Here is a 22,619-nt window from a genome sequence, read left to right as displayed (position 1 = left end):
GATCGCGCCGCCACGCACAACAAAGGCATCCTCAACGGCATTGCAGGAGCCGCGCTCGCGTCAGGAAATGATACGCGAGCGCTAGAAACGGCAGCACACGCGTGGGCGGCGCACTCCGGTCGCTACCTACCACTGTCAACATGGAACACTGAAACCTTAAACCACCAAATCATACTCCATGGTCGTATTGAAATTCCACTACAAGTTGGCATTGTTGGCGGCTCAATCTCATCTCTTCCAATGGCAAAACTCGCAATCAGAATCGGCAAATATAAAAATGCAAACGACTTTAGAGACACTCTTGCAGCTCTCGGATTAGTGCAAAATCTTGCAGCTCTTCGTGCTCTAGCAGGACCTGGAATTCAAGCAGGTCACATGGCATTGCAGGCATCAAATATTGCAATAGCAGCCGGCGCAAAAGGCGCAGAAATCCAACAAATCGCGCATAATCTTATGCAACTTAGCGCATCAGAGCGCACTACAGAAAAAGTTGCGCAATTGCTTAAAAAGTTACGTGAATCAAGTAAAAATTGAGGAAAATTTAGGAATTTAGGAAAAATGAGCACAAAAAATACCGAAACAATCGCCCCACAAACCACCACCCCACAAACCACCGTCGGCATCGACCGCATCTCTTTTGCTACCCCACACTACTACTTAAATCTCACAGATCTGGCAAACGCGCGCGGAATCGACCCTAACAAATTCACAATCGGCATCGGCCAAAGCGAGCAATCCGTGCCGCCTAATCACCAAGACATCGTTACTCTCGCCGCCGAAGCCGCGCACCCACTCCTACCCCACATCGATAGCAATCGTCTCAAAATGCTCATCGTGGGCACAGAAAGCGGCGTCGACGCAAGCAAATCTAGCGCGCTATACGTTCAGAATCTGTTAAAACTCACGCCGTGGGTGCGTTGCATTGAAGTAAAAGAAGCTTGCTACGGCGGCACCGCGGCTTTGATGATGGCATGCGATTACGTGCGCGCGCACGCAGAAAAAGATCCGCAAGTGCTCGTTATTGCGGCCGATATTGCGCGATACGGTCTTGCAACTCCTGGCGAAGTAACGCAGGGAGCAGGGGCTGTGGCAATGTTAGTTAGCACGAATCCGCACGTGCTTAAAATTAACGACGATAGTGTTGTAAAATCTGCGGATATTCAAGACTTTTGGCGACCGGTTTACCAGGACACAGCGCTTGCTCGCGGCAAGTTCTCGACTGAGCAGTATATACAGTTTTTCTGCGACGTGTGGCAAAAGTATTGTGCGCAAAACAATTGCAATTTCAACGATTTTGCAGGGCTTTGCTTCCATTTGCCGTATACGAAAATGGGTTTGAAAGCGCTTAAAGCGGCGATGGATTCTTGCGATAATACTTGCAACGCTACCAATACTTGCAACGCTACCAACTTAAGCGAATCATCACGTAAATGCCTACTTTCGCGCTACGAAACCAGCACAAAGTACAGCCGTCGCGTAGGCAATATTTATACGGGTTCCCTGTATTTGGGATTGTTGTCTTTGCTTGAGTTAGACGGACTTGAGTTAGACGGATGCACTCACGAAAATAGCGAGCTTCCTCCACTTAAAAGCGGCGATAAAATCGGCCTATTTTCTTACGGTTCCGGCGCTGTTGGCGAGTTCTTTAGCGCAACTCTTGTTCCAGGATTTAAAGAAGCGCTGTTTGCTCGAGAGCACGCGGATATGCTCGATTCTAGAGTGCGATTAAGCGTTGCAGATTACGAAGCGATGTTTTCTAGCGTTGCGCCTTACGCTCCGGAAGATTTCGTAAGCGATACGTCTCACCGCGAGCGCGCACACTTCTTCCTGGACGGCATATCATCGCAAGAGCGCCACTATCGTTCGAACTAAAGCGAGCCACAAAATAGGCGACCAAAACTACTCGCTATACTCCTTTATCAAATGAATCTCACCCACAGTAGGCTGGCGAGCCGGCAATTCCATCCAATTTCCACCGTCGTAACTACCTGGGCGAGCCGCAACCATAATCTTTTTGCCCGCATACTTTTCAACAAACGCAGCCTGATCTTTATCCGAATTATCAAATCGAACAGAAACAAGATCAAATATCATGTGACTTGGCATAAACCCACCATACATTCCACTGCAAAAACCGTTACCCGAACGCTTCTGATCTAATGCAATAATGTCAAAAGTACCGTTTCCTTCGTTAAGAGATTTCATAACTTCATCCTTAGCATTTGGATCATTTGGAGTAGTACCAGGATAATCGTACGCTTCTTCAGCGCTCAACCTCTTAACAGTTCCAGAAAAAACTTGATACCCTTTTTCGAGCCACTCATTAATGGTTTTATTCATCTTCTTCTGCTCAGGAGTTAAATTCGGAGTATTAATCAGATTGTTTATATCAGTTAAGTCGTTAACGGACACAAATTTTGGATACACGAAATTTTGCAAACCAGCCAACGAGCCTGTAGTAAATTTGGTCTTAAATTCTATAGGCTTAGCAACGTCAACCGTAGATTTATCAAAACTCTTACCATTAATTTTGTATGTATACACATGCCAAGGAAGACCATCAACACCATCATTTTCAGGAGTTTGATACGATCTTGCAACAACAATACCGTCATGATTACCGCCGAAGAACATAGTGCCACGCTCTTCATAAATATCATGCCTATCTATAATGTCCGGGTACGAAACAATCTTCCCATTTTTATACGAGAATACGTGAATATATTCATCTTCACCAATATTGAACCCTTCAGACGCAGTAACAACCATTTCCGGGATATTGTCGCCATCAATATCCCACAATGCATAGTAATAACTGTAATGCTGAGGAAAATTAGTAGAAGTATAAGATCCGCTATTAATCACATTTTTGTAGGCTTTACCGGCATTTGAAATAATATCGTCTTGAGTTAAAGCTTTAGGCGCACTTCCGTGATGAAAAGTGTTGCCCACAGCATTCAGATTAGAATTTGCACCGCGAGTTGATGAAGAATTATTATTTGAGCGGAAATACCATACGCAAGTGCATACAACTAGCACAATTACAACAACAGCGGAGATTACGGTAATAATAAGATTCTTAGGTTGACTTAATACTGCAAGGAACTTGGAAAACTTCGGTTTGACTGGATTAAGCTGCTGAACGTAAACAAGCGGCTGCTGCTGAGAATCTGCATCTTCTACCCTCGCGCCGCAATTTGCGCAAAACTTGCCAGTACCGTTAAGGCGATTACCACAATTAATACAAAACATATGAAACCCTCACTGGGTGAGATTATAGCATAGAAAGCGCCTCAGAGCTTGCGCGACGATCTGCTTGAGCGCTACGCTTTAAGCGCGAAAGCAAGTCGTCGCACAAACGCGGGGAAGGTTGCGCGCTTTTGTGGACTTACACCCCACCCAAGTCCCCAAACACTCGCTATCACAAACCAAACTAATCTGCACTGCCTGCGTCAATCGAGACGCAGAAAGACCTCGCTTGCATTGGAACATACCAATCTGCCCTGACTGCGTCAATCGGGACGCAGGCAGACCTCGCTTTCACTGAAAGTGCACTGCACTTTCAGTTCTAAGAAAGCTCGGCAGAATAAAAAAGCTTCAAGCGCAAAATACGCTTGAAGCTTATTATTCTGCGGATGGGGCGAGATTCGAACTCGCGGTAGGTTTCCCTACAACGGTTTTCAAGACCGTCTCCTTAGACCGCTCGGACACCCATCCATTTGCGCACGAAAGCAATCAAATTGTCGCTTTCAACGCACGAAGGTTAAGCTTATCACCATGCATGGAACGCACAACATTCATCTTGCTCACATACTTTATTTCTCAGCCTCTAACAGCAAGTCACTGTTATTTGAAAAACCTCATATTACGCCACCACACATGTTTGCAAACAAAAACGTGCGCAAGCACAAAAACTTGCGCACGCAATTACGTACAAAACTACAGACTAAAATCTGGATAATAAAACCTCAAAGCAATGAAGCAACATACAACACTTATGCTTCCCACTTCGTCGGCTCAATCACTTCCTTACCACCCATATAAGCCTGCATTGCCTTTGGAATATCAATCGAACCATCTTCATGCTGATGATTTTCCAAAATAGCCACAAGCCAGCGGGTAGTAGCCAAAGTGCCGTTAAGCGTGCTAACTGGGCGAGTTCCGCCATCTTCCATGCGTTCACGCACATTCAAGCGACGAGCCTGATACTCAGTGCAGTTAGAAGTAGAAGTAAGCTCACGGTAACGACCCTGCGTTGGAACCCAGGCTTCGCAATCAAACTTACGAGCAGCAGAAGAACCAAGGTCACCTGCAGCAGTATCAATAATGCGATAAGGCACTTCCACCTTAGCAAGCATTTCCTGCTCCATACCTAGCAACTTCTGATGCTCAGCGCGAGAATCTTCCTGCTTGCAGTAAACGAACATCTCAACCTTGTCGAACTGATGCACACGAATAATTCCGGAAGTATCTTTACCGGCGGCACCAGCCTCGCGACGGTAGCAGCTCGACCATCCGCAATAACGCAAAGCACCATTGCTTAAGTCAAGAATCTCATCCTCATGCATACCAGCCAAAGCAACTTCGGAAGTACCGACCAAATACTGATCATCCGGCTCACGCAAACGGTAAATCTCATCCGCGTGAGAATTCAAGAAGCCAGTGCCACGCATTACTTCTGGACGAACAAGCGTTGGTGTAATGGCAAGCGTAAAACCGTGTTCCTCAGCCTGATCTACAGCCATAGTGAGCATTGCAATTTGCAAACGAGCCACAGCGCCGCGCAAGAAGTAGAAGCGAGAGCCAGCAACCTTTACACCACGACGCATATCGATGCCAGCAACGCCAGTTCCAAGCGTCAAATGATCCTTCGGCTCAAAACCTTCAGCTGCAAAATCGCGAGGCGTACCAACCTTCTTAACGACCACATAGTCATCTTCACCGCCTTCTGGAGCTTCATCTTCGACGATGTTAGAAAGCTTCCACATAGCAGTCGTGTAGTCGGCAGTAGCTTTTTCGGACTCAGCCTTATATGCAGCCACCTTCTGAGCAAGCTCTTTAGTTTCAGCAATCAAAGCAGTTTTTTCTTCCGCAGGAGCAGTTGCAACCTTTTTACCAATTGCCTTCTGTTCAGCACGAGCAGCTTCAAAAGCTTTCAACGCACTACGACGCAAATCATCATTGCGTAATACTTCATCAACGAGTTCAACGGACTCGCCACGCTTGCGCTGCGATTCCTTAACTACGTCGGCATGTTCACGAATAAATTGGATATCAAGCATGACCCCTAGCCTAGTGCCGCAAGGCGACAGAAGCCTAAGTTTTATGCACGCCGACAGATATAATGATTAAAATACGCACAATATATAGGGGGATGCTATGGCAGCAATACATGCAAATACAGAAAATTTTGAAAAAATTGCTTCAACGAATGAAATTGTTGTTGTTGATTTCTGGGCTACTTGGTGTGGTCCATGCCGTGCGTTTGGTCCAATTTTTGAGAAAGTTAGCGAAAAATATCCTGACATTCCTTTTGTCAAAATTGATATTGACGAAAGTAATGAAATTGCTGAAGCTGCTCAAATTAAAGCTGTTCCAACAATTATGGTTATTAAACGAGGAGAAGTTATTTATCGTCAAGCCGGATCACTCCTTGCTTCTGATTTAGAAGATTTAGTTGAGCAAGCAAAAAAGTATGAAGCAAAAAATAATTAAAAGTCTTGATAGCATCAATACGTTGCAAAAATAGTTATAACACTGTAATGCTAACACCGTAAAATGTGATGCATATAACAAGATATACGCCACGAGATATACTGGAAACGATTTTGTGCACGTTGCTCATGTTTTGTTAATTTACACTGCATGTGTTTACGAGTAGCTTAATTGCAGAAATAAGGAGGGTTATGACCAGTCACCGCAAGCATACTGTTACACTTAGTTCGCTCAGTTTACGTCAATGGGCAAAGTTGGGTGCAATTATTGCAGGCTTCGCAGCTTTGGTGACGCTTGGTTTTGCTTCGCGTGGTTTTTATACTTCAGCTCAAGGTCACACTGCTCCACTTACCGCATATTCTGCTACTGATACTACACAGGTTTCTCGTGGTGCTGCGCGAGAGGCACTCAACAAAGGTGCAACATCGTATATTAACGTAGTTATCAATGGTCATCATCGCACTGTTTTAGGCACTCATTTTACTGATGTTAAATCTGTACTTGAGGCTGGAGATATTACACTTGAAGCGCATGATGTTGTAACACCATCGCTTACTACGAAGGTTGACGAATCAACAGTTATTACAATTAATCGTGCTGGCGCAAAGTTAGAAACTTCAGACGATGCGATTGCTTTTAACGTCGTTAAGAAGGAAACAGCTGCTCTGCCAAAGGGCACTGAAAAAGTGCAAAGTGATGGCGCTAATGGCGTAATGGAAACAACAAAAATCGTTACGCGTGCAAAAGGTAAAGTTGTTTCCTCCAATATCTTCGCTTCTTACGTGAAGAAAGCACCAAAAGATAAAGTTATTCTCGTTGGCACTGGCGGGACTTCGGTAAGTAGCAGCTTGGCATCTTCCATTGGTACCACGGTTCCAGCTGGCGAGATGCAGCAGTGGGCACATGACTGGCTGCTTTCTAACGGTTATTCTGAAGCAGATTTTACTGCTACTGTGTTTATTATTTCTCATGAATCCGGTTGGCGCGTGAACGCCATGAATCCTTCTGGAGCTTACGGTTTACCGCAAGCTTTGCCAGGCGGCAAAATGGCTTCTGCTGGCGCTGACTGGGCTACGAATTATCAAACGCAGCTTCGCTGGTTCTGGAATTATTGCAATGGTCGTTACGGTTCTATTCAGGGTGCGTACAATCATTGGCTTGCTTACCGAAGCTACTGATTACTATAAATTTTAAAATCTTATTTTTGCGTGAAGCTTAATTCAAGATTCACGTTATGAGTGACACTATTCGCAGCACTAAGTACTACCTGTACGTTGCGTACTGTTGCAATATTGCACATGAGAGCACAAAGTGAATAAGTTGCTGTTTTAAGCAGCTTATTGACAATTTTCTTATTGCGAAGCAGCCTACTAAGCACAAGCTTTTGCATAATTACGTATTGTGCAACTACTATATACAACTGAATGATATAAGCAAAGGATGTTTTATTGTGACACAATCAACTTGGTTATCTCGCACAAGCCATAATCTCAGTCATGCGCTAGTTGGCGAAGAAGCCTATCACAATAATCGTCTTACACGTCCAGCATTTATTTCTCTCGCTATTCTTACGTTTATTACTTTTATTGGTAATTTTGCGCAACTTCAGCTAACTGCTGCTCTTCCAACAATTGTTCACGAATTTGGCATTAGTGTTACTACCGGCCAGTGGCTTACTTCTATTTTTCAGCTGATTATGGCTATTATGGTGCCTCTTACAGCATTCTTAACGCGTCGATTTTCCACTCGTCAAATTGTTATTACTTCCATGCTGCTGTTTACTCTCGGTTCCGTGTTGGCATGGCTGAGTAATGACTTTGTCATGGCATTGCTTGGACGCACGCTGGAAGCTATTGGCACGGGAGTTATGTGGCCTGTGCTTCAGATCACAGTATTCTCTGTTTATCCTGTTACACGACGTGGCGTAGCTATGGGCAGTGTTGGCATGGCTATGAGTATTGCACCGGCAATCGGCCCTACTATTGGCGGTTTGCAAACTGACATTAATGGTTGGCGCTCTATTTTCTTCTCTTTAACTGTTATCGGTATTATTTCAGTGGTTCTATCTACTCTTTTCCTCCATAATTTTGGCGAACATGACCCTCATGCTCATGCTGACTTTTTCTCAGTAGGCTTGTCAATTATTGGTTTTGGCGGTTTAATGTTTGGCTTTACTAATATTGAAGCATGCGGAATTGCGCACCCACTTTCTTGGGTGCCTATGGTAGTTGGGGCTGTTGGTATTGCTTGGTTTGTACTTCGTCAACTTCGTACACAACGACGCGGTCATACTCCATTGCTTGGTCTTGGCGTATTAAAAAATCGTTATTTTATGATTGGCACTATTTGTGCATGTCTTACTTTCTTCGCTTTTAGCTCTATTATGGTGCTCATTCCGCTGTATATTCAATCTGATCGCGGTTTTTCTGCTACTATGAGTGGCTTAATTTTACTTCCAGGCGCATTTGGCATGGCTATTTCGCAGTACTTTGGCGGTCGCATGTTGGATCGTTTTGGCGTGCGTCCAGTTGCCATGGCAGGTTCTATTATTTTGCTTTTTGGCACTGTGATGATGAGCCTTATTGACATGCATACGTGGATTTGGTGGATTTCTATTTGGCAATTCACGCGACAAATAGGCATGGGATTCCTTCTTATGCCAATAACAACTTGGTCTCTTAATTGTCTGCAATCTCAAGAGCTTGGCGATGGTTCTGCAGTCACCAATACTATGCGCCAGCTATGGGGTGCAATTGGTGCGCCTGTGCTTGTAGTTACTATGACAGTACTGACTACCTGGCATCACTCTGTTACTGGCACAGGACATGCTGCAGATGTTGCTGCGAGTATTTTTGGCGTGCAATGGACACTACGTATTAGCGCTATTATCACTGGAGTTATGGCATTACTCGTGATCTTTGGGGTCAAGGGTGAAAATACTGGTTCTGCACATAATCTTGCGCGTAGAGCCATTGACCGCATGCGCATATTGCATATTCCTCACACTGTTGAGCATCATGATGTTATGCACGATCACACACATCACCAGTATTAAAACCGTTTCCTCACATATTATTTGGATGTAGATGCTGAGGTTAACCCTTACTTATCTGAAGGTAAGCTTTGTACATTGCAATTATGCAATACTGCTACCATACTCTGCTTTTCTGCACGCGTTACTGTTAAACCATACTTATATTTGACAGCAATCTGACGAGCTACATACGCACAACGAAACGATTTATTCGATGGTAGCCAATACGCAGCAGATGCAGAACCTTTCTCTTGATTAGCAGCACCTTGTACGGCAAGCAAATTAAGCATATCGTTACCAAATTTCAAACGCTTAGCAGTATTCCACTTCCATGCTCCAGATTCCCACGCATTTTGCAATGCAACAACATGATCGATTTGCACTAAAGCACTGGTTTTTCGCCCACGCACAAAGCGAATATCTTTACCCGTATAAGGATCATGTAATAATCCTGAACGCACTTGACACGATCCAGCATACTTATATCGAATATCTTGCAAATCACGTGCGAGCACATCTTCTCTCACATCACAGCCATTACCATCATCATCAGTAGTTCGGTAGCCAAATACTTGACGCTCATACCCTGAACGATGAGGATGAGCAATATGAAGCTTTTGTAATACCTGAGCAGCTTCCCCATTTGCTTCGTATTCACCAGTAAGTTGACCAGCAGTATGATTAATTTTTGGCAATATAAGACCAATAACAATACCGCATAGTATAGCGAGTACCAGTAGCCAACATAATGCAAACCATTGTCTACGAGGTTGATTGCGATTGTTACGTTGCTTTATGTTGTTGCTACTACGTTGCGATTGATGCGATAAGCTCTGCCAACGCAACTCTTGTATATCATTATTACGCATATTTAGTCCCCCCAACTTAACGTATGCATATTCTTAAAATAACGATTTTAACACAACGAGTATTACCACAAAGTTCATTAAGCGTTCATCAAAAATTTTATTTAGTAGATGTTATATGAACCATAGATGGTATACGCTGCAACACTACGTCCACCACTTGTTGAATCAGAACAACTAGCAACACTATTGCCATAACAGCATACACAGTGCTCCAGGCTGGAATATTTGCTGGCACAGGATGAATAGTATGCGAAACAATTAAAGCTGCAAACGCAATAGCTAATAACGACACGCCTAGCACAAACGATGAAACTCCAGCAATTTTACGCGCTAAACGCATGTTTTGCTGCGCAACTTTATTCATAGAAGCAATCATACGGTTAACACAATGCTCACCCTGGCGGAATGCTAATACTTCATCGATACCAAGCTCAATATCACTGACTTCACGCTCAACTTCGCGCTGCTCAACACACACCTTATTTACAATATGCTTTGAACGCATCAACAAATATTGAGGCATTATCAACACCATAAGTACACAAGCTACTATTGCTAAGTATGCCAAATTGGTGTCTAAGTAGTACAGCACAACAATCAACGGTATAACTGCACAAATCATGCCAACATTCATACTGATATGAGCTTTATGTAAACGATCATGATGCATATCAATACCAGCAAAAGATAACACTAGTGTAAGTGCTCGAATTAACATGCAAGCTACAGCTACTAGCACACACTGTTGCATTCCGAAACCAAATATTGGTCGTCCTGCGACTGCAAACATTGCAGCAACAATAGTTACCGGAATACATACCGCAGCCACGAGATTCAATGCAGTAATAAACGTTGAAATAATAGCAAATACTACTCGCTTAACTTTTGACACAGCACGAGTTCGACCTAAAGACGTTAGTTCCGACAAAGAGGCATTGATGGTATGAACAGAATGCTGAGATGAGGAAGATTCTTGAGATTGCGAAACATGCTGAAGATCAGTGTTAGCAATATGAAGATGCGTTTCTACTGTTACATTAGCATCTGCAGAAGTAACTCCAGCATCATTCGGCATAAGAACTATTACAGTTGACGAGCGTGCCATACGACGTAACACTTTCATAAGTGCTTTTGCTTCAAAATCACTTATCGTTTCCGCAGAATAATCGAAAATATATACTGGTGTACGACGTAATAAAGCTCGTGCAAGAATAATACGACGAATAATATCAGCAGGTTTATATGTTGCTTCAGGATTATGCAGTAAACGCTCAATTGGCATGTCTAAGCCGTCATAATCTGCATAGACTATACCATCCACGCGCACAGCGCGCAAAACATCCCACATTGCGGTTGTTGTAGCAGTTGGTGCAGCCAGCAATAAGTTTTCGCGCAAAGTAGTAGCAAATAAGTGACTTCTTTCACTAACAAGCGTAACAACGTCTGCTAAAGCTCCAGAAGTAACATCATGTAATGGTAAATATGAAGCATGCTCATTCGCATCAAACGCATCCGAAACAACAAATGGTGAAATGTCGTCTTCTTGCACTTCATAACGATCATTATACGAGAGCAGCACATCAGCAGTTGTTGTAAAGCCAGTTCCCGAAAGTATACCTTCACGCATCACAGACTGATACTTGCTGGGAACAACTTGCACCTGACCAGAACGAGCAATTATTGATACACGCTGAACTTCATGATTAGAATCACGGTTTTCTGGAATATCGCACCGCATACGCAAAGCGATGTTAGTAGCACCATCTGGCAAAGATAAGGTTGTGCCATCGTCGCTAAATGCTATTGGTGCAGAAGAATCAGTAACAGTTTTCAACAATGTCTCAACATGACGCATACCGTGCACAGCATGACGTAGCACATGCATATGCTTACTTACGTTTCGCAACGGTTGAACGCTTAACATTAATAATGGCATAGTCAATAGCGCTGCAGCAAGACCAACACCCCTCACTGACGACAACCAAACTGTTGCAACAATTGCAATGCTGGTAATACCATATGCGCAGAACGCACTCAAACAACGCCAATAAGAAGCTCCCAAAACCAGTACTAAAGCCATAGCTATGCCATTACATACTGCAGCTAAAGCACAAATACCAGCAATTGCAGGATTAACAGTACACAAAACTGCAGCAATAATTAAAGGAATAGGAATAGCAGCCACAATTTGCGGTACTAGAATCGCAATGCAGTGTTGAATTGCAGCAATGTCGTCATTGACTGAGAGCGTAGCAAAATCACCAAAACTTTCAACATTTGACGAACGCAACGATAACATGGCATGCAACATCTTAGGTCGCAAACGCATCGCTACGCGTGATTCAATATCTGTCGATATAGTGCATGCCCAATGAAAAGTTGCATATTTTAATAAAATGATTGCCGCTAACGCAATGATGTAAGAAGTAAATTCCACAGAACTCATTAAGGAAGTACCTAACGAGCGCACAGGTCGAAGTATTGGCGAAAGCATGCCAACACATACATATACAAATGCGATATTCATAAGAGAAGAAATCGCAAGACACGCCGACCTTAAAGCAACTAAATGTTTGATGCCTGGTACGAACGCAAAACAGCGATTTATCATCTCCCGGTCCTTTTCTTTATCCTAATCTTTGTCTTAAATCCTTTAAAAATAGTATGTCCCAACTTCTTTTAAGATTACGCTGTACACGCACCATCAACACGCCGACAATCGCCTTATTATGCTGATTTTAAGCCGTTTTTATGCCTTTTCTAAAAACTCATCACTGGTGTTTCACGAGTGTTTCACGAACATTTTGTTCTTAAAAAGATTTATCGTAACACAGCCGCAAGCGAAGAACGAACAACAACACTTGCAGGTATCTGGCCAACACCATGAGCCATGTCGGGAAATGCTGGTTCAGGACCATGATGCATTAAACGCAAAACCTCGCGAACAGCCAATGAACCCAACTGTTGCGTATCAACATTAACCGTAGTAAGAGGTGGGAAAAAATCACTCATTGCAGGCATATCACCAAAACCTATTACACTAATATCGCTCGGAACTTTTAAACCATGTTCATACAATGAACGCACAACACCCACTGCCTGCTCATCACTTGAAGTAACAACAATACTCGGAAGAGTAATACCTTCCATACCAAATTTTTCTAACATATGATTCATACGCGCATATGTTTCCGAAGATTTCCATGATGCACATTGCACAATATGAGAACGGATACCCTGCATTGCAGACAACGATCTCCACGCAATTAAGCGTGTTGCAGCTCCCCTCCATTGTGCAGGACCAGCAAAATAAATAGCATGACGATGACCATAATGTGAAATAAGAGACACAATATCGTTCATAACACGCCATTGATTCATACCGATTAATGAATAATCTACATTACTGTGGCAACGCAGCAGATGTATACCTTCGTGAGCACTTATGGCACCGTGGGTAGATGTAATACACACGCAAGGTTTCATGATGCGTGTATGACACAATGATGTAAATATTGCATCCGTTTGCGCATCAACAATAAGACCATCTATATTCTGTTCTTCAAAACTTTCACACAACGCACGAATATCACTCTGCTCGCACAATATCTCATTAACCATGCTCACCGAAAGGAACAATCCACGTGCTTTAGCTTGAGCTTCGATAGGAGCAATAATATCACGCGAAAAACTTGTTTCTGCACCAACAATAAGTCCTAACGTACGCGATTGTTGTGTTGCTAAAGACCGAGCAGAATTGCTGGGATGATATCCAAGTTGCTGAATCACATGCAATACTCGCATACGCGTGTTTGCAGAAACATCTGGCGAATTGTTAATAACACGAGAAACCGTTTGATGACTTACTCCAGCAGCATGCGCAACATCAAGCATTGACACACGTTTCTCTCTGCTTTTTGTCATATGTAATCCTCGCTCAATAATGTTTTACCAATCACAACTTAATAATAAGTTGATACTCAAGTACTCTAAAGATGCCAAGATAATCTATGCAAATCACTTGGACCTACTTTTTTAATTGCAAGACGATGAGCCAAAGAACCGTAACCTTTATTGCTTGCCCAATCATAAACTTTATATTGCGGTTTTGCGGACAATGACACCATAAGATTATCTCGCGTAACTTTTGCTAATACTGCAGCTGCAGCAACGCTTGCACATTGCCGATCTGCTTTTACTAAGGTATGCACTTTTACTGGGGAAGGTACATACGGTGCGTCAAAAGTATCAGCGACTTTATCAATATAATCGTAAGGGCCATCCAGTATTGCAGCAAAACGATGTTCTTTATTGGGACACAATTTATTGATAGCTATTTCAACTTGCGCAATTGCTTGCAAAGCAGCTACGCCAAGCGCATAACTTATACCCCACTCATCAATTTCTCGATTCGTACAGGAACCGACTGCCCAAGTAGTACACCATTGCTGTAATGGCTCATAAAGCATCTCACGCCGACGTTCAGTAAGCAATTTAGAATCAGCCAAACCTTCAGGCATGGCTTGTGCTGTAATTTGAGTTGCACCAATAATTGCAGCACCAACCATCACGGGTCCTGCGAGTGACCCTCTACCAACTTCGTCGAGGCCAATAACCCAATCGTAGCCTTCAACAAGTAACGCCTGCTCATAGTGAAAAGATGGAATAAGTGGCATATGAGAAGATTTAGCTGGCATCATTAAAACTTTACTAACAGACTCTCGACTTATTGATAACTATTGCACACTTATGCATGCAAAACTAGTAATCACGAACAATTCACAAGCATAAGATGCTATTAAAGATTACATAAATATGTGCACATACATACTATTGCGCAGACCGATTAGGCACACTATCAAAAGCATCGTGATGATCATCCAAAAAACCAATTCTGCTAATTGGCCATGAACGGAATACCGCAACACCCTCAATCTTTGAAATCGGCACTAAACCATCATCACCATCGTTACGATGATAACGAGAATCAGCGGAGTTGGCGCGATTATCTCCCATCACAAACACATGGTTTGGCTTAACTTTCACTTTGAATGGAAAAGCACTTGGGTCAACGCCTGGCCGAATATACGCAGATTCGTGAACTTCAACTCCATTAACAACAATAGGTTCTCCAGGACCTTTGCATTCAACAGTGTCGCCAGGCAATCCTATAAGACGCTTAATTAAATCTTTACCGACTACACCATTGACTGCACTTTCACCACTTAACCAATGCGCAGGATCTTCAAAAACTACTATGTCTCCACGCTGCAATGGAAATACTCGTGGCGTAAGCTTTGTAGTAATTACATAATCACCGATGTGAATAGTATCAAGCATAGAACCCGATGGAATAGTGTACGCACCCAGTAAAAATAGACGCACAAGCAAAACCAAAAAGATTGGAATACCAAACCATACCAATACGTCACGCAGCGAGAAACGATCTCCCTCATTGCGACGCGCATGTGCAAAACGGTTATTTTTACTGTAATTCTTAGTAGCTTTTCTATGTGTAGATACGTGAGAGCCGGACGGTACATAACCCTCCGGCTCTGGTGGAACCGGTGAAGGATCCAAGCCATGACCCGCTACAGCAACGATATGATTATCGCTCATTTGCGTGCCACGAAATGCCATAAGTAATCCTCACCTTAATCCTAATTTTACTTAGCAGAGTTATCGCGACGCTCGGCAATACGAGCAGCCTTACCACGCAAAGCGCGCAAGTAGTAAAGCTTAGCGCGACGAACGCGACCACTACGAACCAGCTTAATCGAATCGATAGCTGGGGAATGAAGTGGGAAGCGACGCTCAACACCAGTGCCGAAGCTCACCTTACGCACAACGAAAGTCTCACGAACGCCAGCACCCTTACGAGCAATCACCACACCGGTGAAGGTCTGAATACGAGTGTTGTTACCTTCCTGAATCTTAACGTTGACATCAACGGTATCACCAGGACGGAAAGCTGGAATTTCTTCAGCAGCCTTAAGATGCTTCGCATCAAATGCTTCTACAGCATTCACCATAATATTCCTCCATCGCCGCCGCATACCGACGTATAGTTAGCGCTAGAAACAAGTGTTCTAGCGTAGTTTTCCCTAAAAAGTTCGCTTTTTAGGAGCTTCCGATCCGCGCAATCTCAATAAAAGAAGCAGCTAGACCTCAAAGACAAAAAAACTATGCGGCATTCTTTCGTCGAAAGCATACAGATATTAAATCTATGCATAATAATGGACATTCTTTGGCACTATTTCAGCGTGAAACTCCATCAAGCGGAGCAGTTTCAACAGTACGAGTCAACTCGTCATCATCAGCATCGTAATCAAACAATTCGCCATAACGACCCCAACTAATCGCAATATCAAATTGCTGACGAGCCAACGCATCAGTATGCTTACTGCGTAATAGATCCAAAATCAACTCGCCTCGAAGTTTTCCGTTACGATTACGGCTCAATGCCTGATCAATTGCGTGAACAAGCGGGGCGTGTTCCAACGAAAGTCGTGCAAATACCTGCTTACTATGCAAAATATCTGCATTATGCCATTCCTCACCAGCAGAAGTAATAGCAATATGACCATTTTCAGCAGTAATAAGATTCAGCATACGGCCAGCATCAACTAATGGGAACAAGTCATCAATTTCAAACGACAAGTCTGCAGCCAAATCAGCTAAATCGATGCCATCTGGATTTTCTGAAATAACATCAAGCAAACCAGCCATACCACCTGGAGTTGCATTTGGAAGCAAACGAACTGATACAGGCTCTGTTTTCGCTTCACCGGATTCAGCTTCAGTTTCGTTCTGTTTGTCTTCATCCTCATCGTCATGGTGACGTTGAATAAGCATATCCGCAATGGCTGCAGCTTCAGTGTCTTCAGTATCAGCAGTTGCAGCAGCCTGAGTTTGATCTTGAGCATCTGCAACTTCATCATTATCTTGCTCAGCTGCACTTTCTGGAGCAGAACCTGTAAGAATGGCATATAAATTATCAACCATTGCCTCAAATTCAGCGCTGTGCTTGTCACGTGGACGAGGTAAATCAACCTTCACATCTGCAATCAAATGACCAGGATGCGAACCAAGTACGACCACACGATCAGCCATTTGCACAGCTTCCTCAATATTGTGCGTAACAATAAGCACAGACTTAATATCGCGCTCTTCGCTCGACCATAACTTCAACACTTCCTGACGCAAATTTTCAGCAGTAAGCACATCCAGTGCAGAGAATGGTTCATCCATAAACAGTGCATCCGGACGCAACACTAAAGCGCGAGCAATACCCACACGCTGACGCATACCGCCAGAAAGTTCCTTCGGGTAAGCAGTTTCAAAACCATCCAAGCCGATTGCATCAATTGCAGCCAACGCAAGCTCAGTGCGTTTTTCCTTGCTCACACCACGAGCACGCAAACCAAGCTCCACATTATCTTGCACGGTAAGCCATGGCATAAGCGCGAAAGTTTGGAACACAATAGCTACACCAGGGTTTGGCCCAGTAAGCTCACGACCTCGATATGTTACCGTGCCTTCAGTTGGCTGCACAAGACCTGCCATTGTACGAAGAAAAGTGGATTTTCCAGCTCCTGAACGTCCCAGAATTGCAACAATCTCACCTTCGCGAAGAGTGAAAGAAATATCATGCAAAACGTGTTGCGTGGTACCACTGTCGGAAGTGAAACTTTGACTGATGTGCTTTGCATCGATAATATCGCTTGTAATTGAGGCTGGCACAGTTGATTCAGCTTTTTTGTTCAAAGTGTTCATAATATTTGCCAATCTGTTATATAAAATCTAATTTAGCGGATTTATTCAGTCGATTTATTCAGTCGATTTAATTGAGAACATACCTTTTTTCGGAATACCTTTGCAAAGGCGTCCAGAACAGTCGATTACTTAACACAACAATTAAGCTCATAACTGTTACACCTACAAGCGTTTTCACAGAATCACCCCTAGTTGTAGCAGCAGTAATATATGCACCCAAACCTTGGGTTTCCATATGATTCTTACCATATTCCACAATCTCTGCAACAATCGACGCATTCCATGCACCGCCCGCTGCAGTAATACCACCGGTGCACCAAGATCCAAAAATTGCAGGCAAAATAAGGGCTTTCCAACGCAACGCATTATTCAAACGGAAGCTACGCGTCATTTCGCGCAAATCATCCGGAATAGCACTTGCACCAGCAATAACATTGAAAAGAATGTACCATTGCGTACCAAGCGTCATCAAAATAATACTTCCCCAACCAAGGTCAATATGCCAAGCCATAAACCACATCATTGCAAACGGGAATATGAAGTTTGCTGGGAAACTAGCCAGAATTTGCACAACCGGCTGCATAATACGCGAAATCTTAGGATTCATGCCAATGTACACACCTACTGGCACCCAAATAAGCGAGCTTACAAAAATCAGTACAGCAACGCGCATAAAAGTCAAAGCACCCAACGCTCCAGCTGTAGCAAACTCTTGTAAGCCAGCGCGCGTAGCCACAAAGTACAGCATTTGAGCAGCGCAAGCCACTATTAACACAACCATCACAATGTTGAAGAGCAAATCGCCAATCTTACGCTGAGAAGCCTTAGATGGCCACTTAGAACCTGTGCGACCAAACGGACGCGTAACAAGATCAAGCCATTCACGAATTGGTGAGAACAACCTACTAATAACTTCATCCGCATGAGAATGACGAATAAGCGTCAAAATAGCACTGTGACGCTCATCGTCCGAAGCGCTCTGCGTAATGCGGAAACGCTCAGCCCAAGCAGTAAGCGGCTTCCACAAGAAGAAGTCAAGCGCCAAAACAACCATAACCATCGAAGCAATCGCCCACCAAATATTTCCAAGCTTGTTTTCTGCGGCGGATTGTGCCACAAAACTACCAACTCCTGGAAGCGCATAAGTGTGATTGTTTACAGAAATCATTTCGGATGCTGTAAGGAAGAACCAGCCGCCGCCAACCGACATCATGCAATTCCAAAGAAGAGGAATCATTGAGTTCGGCATATCCAGCACCCAGAATCGCTGCCAATGCGTAAGTTGCAAACTGCGAACCGCCTCATCCAGCTCTTTTGGCTCACTAAGTAGTGATCGATGGAATGAAAAAGTCATATTCCATGCCTGGCTGGTAAAAATAGCAAAAATCGAAGCAGCTTCAACGCCAAGCATAGAACCAGGGAACAACACTAACCAAATAGTAACCGTTGCCGAAAGGAAGCCAAGAATTGGCACAGACTGCAAAATATCAAGCAGTGGAATAAGTACTTTACCAAGTCTACGGCTACGCGCTGCAAGAGATCCATACACAATAGTAAAAATAAGCGATGCCACTAGCGCAAGAAGCATACGGAATACTGATCGTAAGGTGTAATAAGGTAGATTGATTAAGTCAGTAGACACTTTAGAAGGAATACCACTCGGACCAATTGGCTGATTGATACATTGCAAAAGGAAGGCACTTACGCCAAATAGTGCAATTATTCCTATGCATACAATAATATCGGACCAAAAACGAGTGTTTTCGTCTACTTGCGTGCCTGCTCCGCTTTTTTCAGATGTTGTAAATATTGTCATGATAAGTCCTCGGGGAACGCTTGTTTTTTCGAGAGCCGCTTATCACCACTATTTTTGCGTTTAAGCTATATTTTGCTTAAATTTGAGACTTCACTTCGCAATTTACGCACGAAACTTCCAGATACAAATCCTTCACTGTGAATCTTTCATCGCAAACATTTTGGTGGCGATTGCCGGCTTTTATATATTCAGGAGGAACGTCCGTACTACTACTAACACTGTCTGAATCATCACTAACAGCACTATGAGTACTCTGATTACAACTACTACTGTCTTGTTTCACGGCAAATCACCTCCTACAACCTGTGCGCGCCAACGCAAAATCAAATCTTCACTGAATCGGAGGCTTATAAGAACCAAGGCACAAGCAAGCAGCAACAACACAGTTGCTCGCAATCACCTTCATCGTTCAAGCTTCAGCTTCGCAGGGCGGTGGCGTTGCATTAGTTGAAGCCTTGAATTCGACAACAACTGTTAACCAACTTGCAGTGTCTCCACTGTGTTGCGGCAGCAACCCGTATCCCCGTGGTAGCCTTACCTACCGACCGTGCTCATTATAAATTATTATCACCTTTAAGTCAACCGCAATTCTCTTAAAAACAAAGTATTATCAACACTTATTGATAAAACCCACATTCCAAAAATAAACACAAGCACTTGTATGTATTCAGCGCAACAAATTCAATAAAGTAACTACTATCTAAGTGCTATATAGCGCACGCTGTAAACTCAGCGCAAATACTCGCATAATGTACAAACTGCAATAATAAACAAACTGCAATAATAAACAAAAGCCTCTTGATGAATCTCATCATCAAGAGGCTTAAATCAATTACTCAATGCATTACTTACGATGAGCACGATAGAAGCGAATCAAGCTCTGGGTAGAAGCATCCTGAGCTGCCAAAGCTTCATCATCCTTAGAGATTGCAGGAGTAATCTGCTTTGCAAGCTGCTTGCCAAGCTCCACACCCCACTGATCGTAGGAATCCAAGCCCCAAACAGTGCCTTCAACGAAGGTGATGTGCTCGTAGAGAGCAATCAACTCACCCAAGCTAAATGGAGTCAAAGCATCGCCGAAGATAGAAGTGGTTGGACGATTGCCCTTGAATACGCGAGCTGGCACAATCTCCTCTGGAGTACCTTCAGCGCGAACTTCTTCAGCAGTCTTACCAAAAGCAAGAGCCTTAGTCTGTGCAAGATAGTTGCCCAAGAAGAGCTCGTGCACATCCTGATCGCCATCCTTAGTAGGATTTGGCGTGTTCACGAAAGCAATGAAATCAGCTGGAATAAGCTGAGTACCCTGGTGAATCAACTGGTAGAAAGCGTGCTGGCCGTTGGTGCCTGGCTCGCCCCAGAAGATTTCGCCGGTTTCGCTTGTTACAGGAGTGCCGTCCCAGCGCACAGACTTACCGTTGGATTCCATGGTGAGCTGCTGCAAATAAGCTGGGAAGCGGTGCAAGTACTGATCGTATGGAAGCACAGCATGGGAAGCAACCTTGTAGAAGTTGCGATACCATACGTTGAGCATACCAAGAAGCACTACAACGTTCTTCTCGAATGGAGTCTCAGCAAAGTAAGTATCGATTGCGTGGAAGCCCTTCAAGAACTCTTCAAAGCGCTCTGGACCGAGAACCACAGCCAAAGAAGTACCAACAGCGGAATCTACAGAGTAACGACCGCCAACCCAGCTCCAGAAGCCAAAGGCGTTGGTTGGGTTGATGCCGAACTCTTCAACCTTCTCAAGGTTGGTGGAAACAGCCACGAAGTGCTTAGCAACAGCTTCAGCCTTCTTCGCGTCGCTTCCGTCAATAGCACCGCACTCCTGAAGCTTGTTCAGCAACCAGGTACGAGCGGTACGAGCGTTGGTCAAAGTCTCCAAAGTAGTGAAGGTCTTGGAAACAATGATGAAAAGCGTAGTTTCTGGATCCAAATCCTTGGTCTTTTCTGCCATGTCGTTTGGATCAATGTTAGAAACGTAGCGAGCGCTAATACCAGCGTCAGCGTATGGCTTCAAGGCTTCGTAAACCATGACCGGGCCCAAATCAGAACCGCCGATACCAATGTTTACAACGGTCTTGATGTTCTTGCCGGTAACGCCCTTCCAAGCGCCGGAACGAACTTCGTTAGCAAAATCGTAAATGCGACCCAACACTTCACGCACGTCTGCAACGGTATCTTGACCGTCCACAATGAACTTGCCAGCATCCTCTGCAGGACGACGCAAAGCAGTGTGCAACACTGCACGATCTTCGGTATTGTTAATGTGCACACCGGTGTACATTGCCTTCGTACGCTCGTCAAGCTTTACAGCCTTTGCAAGGTCGGCAAAAAGCTTAAGAGTTTCAGGCTTAATTAAATTCTTAGAAAGATCGAAGTGGAGATCTCCAGCTTCGAAGCTCAACTTATCCACACGATCTGCATCCTCTGCAAACCATTTCTTCAGGCAGACGCCTTCAGACTGCAACTCGTCGTAATGCTTCTGCAATGCAGCCCATTCTGGGGTTTTTACGGCGTCAACTGGCGGATTGATGGCCATTGTTTTGGTCCTTTCATTTCTTTCAACTGATGTGATACACAAACCAACAAATCATCGTTTTCATAGAACAAACTATGACACCACGAATCATCGCATGTATTATTGCTGCAATATATTCATGCACACTATGCAGAAGATTGCACGCTGTATCACTATCATCCACTTCACAAGATACTCACAAAAGCAGACAGAAACACGCGAACACGAACATAAAAATGAACATACGCAACCAATAACTCAAGCTTCTTTGCAATATCATCAATTTTGTTACCGCGGGAGTATTATAGTGGGAGTTGGTATGCAGGATATCAAACGCTGACATAGCAGCGTTTATAAAACGGCACGCCAAGCTAGACAAATATGAAGATATAGTGTATAATGATTAACTTGTGCGCGAGTCGCGAATGCGTCTCGGGCAACATGCCGCTTTAGCTCAGTCGGTAGAGCGTCTCCCTCGTAATGAGAAGGTCGACAGTTCGATTCTGTCAAGCGGCTCTCTGACCCATTCGGGCGCATTAATGCTGTGTTTTATTTGTGTTTATACGCTTGATTGGCTGTATCCAGAAACTACGCGCGCGAGTGGCGGAATGGTAGACGCGCAGGATTTAGGTTCCTGTGTCTTACGACGTGTGGGTTCAAGTCCCATCTCGCGCACTTTGTGAATCTTATGCGGATATGTCCTCATATTCCGCTGAGATTTTTTATTTTTCCATCACAAAATTAGACGCGTATGCCCGCAATAATTGGGTTGTAGCTCAAAAAATGTGTAAAGCTAAGCTGATAAATATTCTGGGTTATAAGCAACACTCTCAATACTGTTAATAATTCAGCTAACAAACTGAGAAAGTAACAGTCATATGTTACTGGTGC

At 43.8% G+C, this 22,619-nt stretch carries 16 protein-coding genes, 3 tRNA genes, 1 pseudogene and 1 riboswitch; of the genes and pseudogenes, 7 read left to right on the top strand and 13 right to left on the bottom strand.

From position 1 onward, the window contains the following. Together HMPREF3208_RS00150 and HMPREF3208_RS00145 are read left to right on the top strand one after the other, a co-directional pair. Window positions 1-534 (top strand): annotated as a pseudogene (locus tag HMPREF3208_RS00150) (hydroxymethylglutaryl-CoA reductase, degradative); the annotation flags it as partial. Window positions 535-558: 24 nt separating this feature from the next. Beyond that, a complete protein-coding gene (locus tag HMPREF3208_RS00145; RefSeq protein ID WP_064346641.1) occupies window positions 559-1,872 on the top strand; it encodes a hydroxymethylglutaryl-CoA synthase in 1,314 nt (437 codons plus the stop codon). Window positions 1,873-1,899: 27 nt separating this feature from the next. On the opposite strand, the gene HMPREF3208_RS00140 is transcribed toward HMPREF3208_RS00145, so the two are convergent. From HMPREF3208_RS00140 to serS, 3 genes are all read right to left on the bottom strand, one after another. Further along, window positions 1,900-3,252, bottom strand: a complete 1,353-nt coding sequence (locus HMPREF3208_RS00140) for a zinc ribbon domain-containing protein (RefSeq protein ID WP_064346639.1) — start codon at window positions 3,250-3,252, stop codon at window positions 1,900-1,902. 380 nt (window positions 3,253-3,632) lie between these two features. Continuing rightward, window positions 3,633-3,717: transfer RNA gene (locus HMPREF3208_RS00135), tRNA-Ser, on the bottom strand. Window positions 3,718-3,995: 278 nt separating this feature from the next. Continuing rightward, window positions 3,996-5,282 (bottom strand): serine--tRNA ligase, encoded by a 1,287-nt coding sequence (gene serS, locus HMPREF3208_RS00130; protein ID WP_064346637.1) that lies wholly within the window; start codon window positions 5,280-5,282, stop codon window positions 3,996-3,998. 97 nt (window positions 5,283-5,379) lie between these two features. Here serS and trxA point away from each other — a divergent pair, with 97 nt between their 5' ends. From trxA to HMPREF3208_RS00110, 3 genes are all read left to right on the top strand, one after another. Continuing rightward, entirely contained in the window at window positions 5,380-5,715 is a 336-nt protein-coding gene (gene trxA, locus HMPREF3208_RS00125; RefSeq protein ID WP_016636692.1) for a thioredoxin, read from the top strand. 191 nt (window positions 5,716-5,906) lie between these two features. After that, window positions 5,907-6,893, top strand: a complete 987-nt coding sequence (locus HMPREF3208_RS00120) for an aggregation-promoting factor C-terminal-like domain-containing protein (RefSeq protein WP_016636693.1) — start codon at window positions 5,907-5,909, stop codon at window positions 6,891-6,893. A gap of 272 nt (window positions 6,894-7,165) precedes the next feature. Beyond that, window positions 7,166-8,770, top strand: a complete 1,605-nt coding sequence (locus HMPREF3208_RS00110) for an MDR family MFS transporter (RefSeq protein WP_064346633.1) — start codon at window positions 7,166-7,168, stop codon at window positions 8,768-8,770. A gap of 47 nt (window positions 8,771-8,817) precedes the next feature. Here HMPREF3208_RS00110 and HMPREF3208_RS00105 read toward each other — a convergent pair whose 3' ends face one another. The 10 genes from HMPREF3208_RS00105 to pgi form a co-directional block, all read right to left on the bottom strand. Continuing rightward, window positions 8,818-9,618 (bottom strand): HNH endonuclease family protein, encoded by an 801-nt coding sequence (locus HMPREF3208_RS00105; RefSeq protein WP_155639934.1) that lies wholly within the window; start codon window positions 9,616-9,618, stop codon window positions 8,818-8,820. 97 nt (window positions 9,619-9,715) lie between these two features. Then, entirely contained in the window at window positions 9,716-12,229 is a 2,514-nt protein-coding gene (locus tag HMPREF3208_RS00100) for an ABC transporter (RefSeq protein WP_196488939.1), read from the bottom strand. Between the two features lie 209 nt (window positions 12,230-12,438). After that, window positions 12,439-13,542, bottom strand: coding sequence for a LacI family DNA-binding transcriptional regulator (locus HMPREF3208_RS00095; RefSeq protein ID WP_064346631.1), 1,104 nt, complete (start codon window positions 13,540-13,542; stop codon window positions 12,439-12,441). A 65-nt stretch (window positions 13,543-13,607) separates the two neighbouring features. After that, window positions 13,608-14,315 (bottom strand): ribonuclease HII, encoded by a 708-nt coding sequence (locus HMPREF3208_RS00090; RefSeq protein WP_081091134.1) that lies wholly within the window; start codon window positions 14,313-14,315, stop codon window positions 13,608-13,610. A 133-nt stretch (window positions 14,316-14,448) separates the two neighbouring features. After that, complete coding sequence (gene lepB, locus HMPREF3208_RS00085; protein WP_064346630.1) at window positions 14,449-15,258, bottom strand: signal peptidase I; 810 nt, start codon at window positions 15,256-15,258, stop codon at window positions 14,449-14,451. A gap of 26 nt (window positions 15,259-15,284) precedes the next feature. Further along, the gene (rplS, locus tag HMPREF3208_RS00080; RefSeq protein WP_004105329.1) at window positions 15,285-15,650 is read right to left on the bottom strand and encodes a 50S ribosomal protein L19; all 366 of its coding nucleotides are present in this window, start codon (window positions 15,648-15,650) and stop codon (window positions 15,285-15,287) included. Between the two features lie 226 nt (window positions 15,651-15,876). After that, window positions 15,877-17,394, bottom strand: coding sequence for an ABC transporter ATP-binding protein (locus tag HMPREF3208_RS00075; RefSeq protein WP_016636701.1), 1,518 nt, complete (start codon window positions 17,392-17,394; stop codon window positions 15,877-15,879). A 67-nt stretch (window positions 17,395-17,461) separates the two neighbouring features. Continuing rightward, window positions 17,462-19,210, bottom strand: coding sequence for an ABC transporter permease (locus tag HMPREF3208_RS00070; protein ID WP_064346628.1), 1,749 nt, complete (start codon window positions 19,208-19,210; stop codon window positions 17,462-17,464). A 76-nt stretch (window positions 19,211-19,286) separates the two neighbouring features. Continuing rightward, on the bottom strand, window positions 19,287-19,493 hold the full coding sequence (locus tag HMPREF3208_RS00065; protein ID WP_016636703.1) for a hypothetical protein: 207 nt from the start codon (window positions 19,491-19,493) through the stop codon (window positions 19,287-19,289). Window positions 19,494-19,604: 111 nt separating this feature from the next. Further along, window positions 19,605-19,763, bottom strand: a riboswitch (M-box (ykoK) riboswitch). 291 nt (window positions 19,764-20,054) lie between these two features. Continuing rightward, window positions 20,055-21,749: a glucose-6-phosphate isomerase gene (pgi, locus tag HMPREF3208_RS00060; RefSeq protein WP_064346626.1), complete on the bottom strand. Its 1,695-nt coding sequence runs from the start codon at window positions 21,747-21,749 to the stop codon at window positions 20,055-20,057. Between the two features lie 422 nt (window positions 21,750-22,171). On the opposite strand from pgi, the gene HMPREF3208_RS00055 reads away from it, so the two are divergent. Both HMPREF3208_RS00055 and HMPREF3208_RS00050 read left to right on the top strand, forming a co-directional pair. Then, window positions 22,172-22,244 (top strand) — tRNA-Thr (locus HMPREF3208_RS00055). A 78-nt stretch (window positions 22,245-22,322) separates the two neighbouring features. Beyond that, a tRNA-Leu gene (locus tag HMPREF3208_RS00050) sits at window positions 22,323-22,403 on the top strand. Window positions 22,404-22,619: the final 216 nt, after the last annotated feature.

The organism is Gardnerella vaginalis (assembly GCF_001546485.1).
GTDB lineage: Bacteria > Actinomycetota > Actinomycetes > Actinomycetales > Bifidobacteriaceae > Bifidobacterium > Bifidobacterium vaginale_D.
The sequence above is the reverse complement of the archived record's forward strand: the minus strand, read 5'-3'. Positions and strand labels throughout refer to the sequence as shown.

Bases quoted from the DNA above. Each gene is read 5' to 3' on its own strand.
- HMPREF3208_RS00145 (WP_064346641.1), top strand. From the start codon at position 559: ATGAGCACAAAAAATACCGAAACAATCGCCCCACAAACCACCACCCCA.
- HMPREF3208_RS00140 (WP_064346639.1), bottom strand. From the start codon at position 3,252: ATGTTTTGTATTAATTGTGGTAATCGCCTTAACGGTACTGGCAAGTTT.
- serS (WP_064346637.1), bottom strand. From the start codon at position 5,282: ATGCTTGATATCCAATTTATTCGTGAACATGCCGACGTAGTTAAGGAA.
- trxA (WP_016636692.1), top strand. From the start codon at position 5,380: ATGGCAGCAATACATGCAAATACAGAAAATTTTGAAAAAATTGCTTCA.
- HMPREF3208_RS00120 (WP_016636693.1), top strand. From the start codon at position 5,907: ATGACCAGTCACCGCAAGCATACTGTTACACTTAGTTCGCTCAGTTTA.
- HMPREF3208_RS00105 (WP_155639934.1), bottom strand. From the start codon at position 9,618: ATGCGTAATAATGATATACAAGAGTTGCGTTGGCAGAGCTTATCGCAT.
- HMPREF3208_RS00100 (WP_196488939.1), bottom strand. From the start codon at position 12,229: ATGATAAATCGCTGTTTTGCGTTCGTACCAGGCATCAAACATTTAGTT.
- HMPREF3208_RS00095 (WP_064346631.1), bottom strand. From the start codon at position 13,542: ATGACAAAAAGCAGAGAGAAACGTGTGTCAATGCTTGATGTTGCGCAT.
- HMPREF3208_RS00090 (WP_081091134.1), bottom strand. From the start codon at position 14,315: ATGCCAGCTAAATCTTCTCATATGCCACTTATTCCATCTTTTCACTAT.
- lepB (WP_064346630.1), bottom strand. From the start codon at position 15,258: ATGGCATTTCGTGGCACGCAAATGAGCGATAATCATATCGTTGCTGTA.
- rplS (WP_004105329.1), bottom strand. From the start codon at position 15,650: ATGGTGAATGCTGTAGAAGCATTTGATGCGAAGCATCTTAAGGCTGCT.
- HMPREF3208_RS00075 (WP_016636701.1), bottom strand. From the start codon at position 17,394: ATGAACACTTTGAACAAAAAAGCTGAATCAACTGTGCCAGCCTCAATT.
- HMPREF3208_RS00070 (WP_064346628.1), bottom strand. From the start codon at position 19,210: ATGACAATATTTACAACATCTGAAAAAAGCGGAGCAGGCACGCAAGTA.
- pgi (WP_064346626.1), bottom strand. From the start codon at position 21,749: ATGGCCATCAATCCGCCAGTTGACGCCGTAAAAACCCCAGAATGGGCT.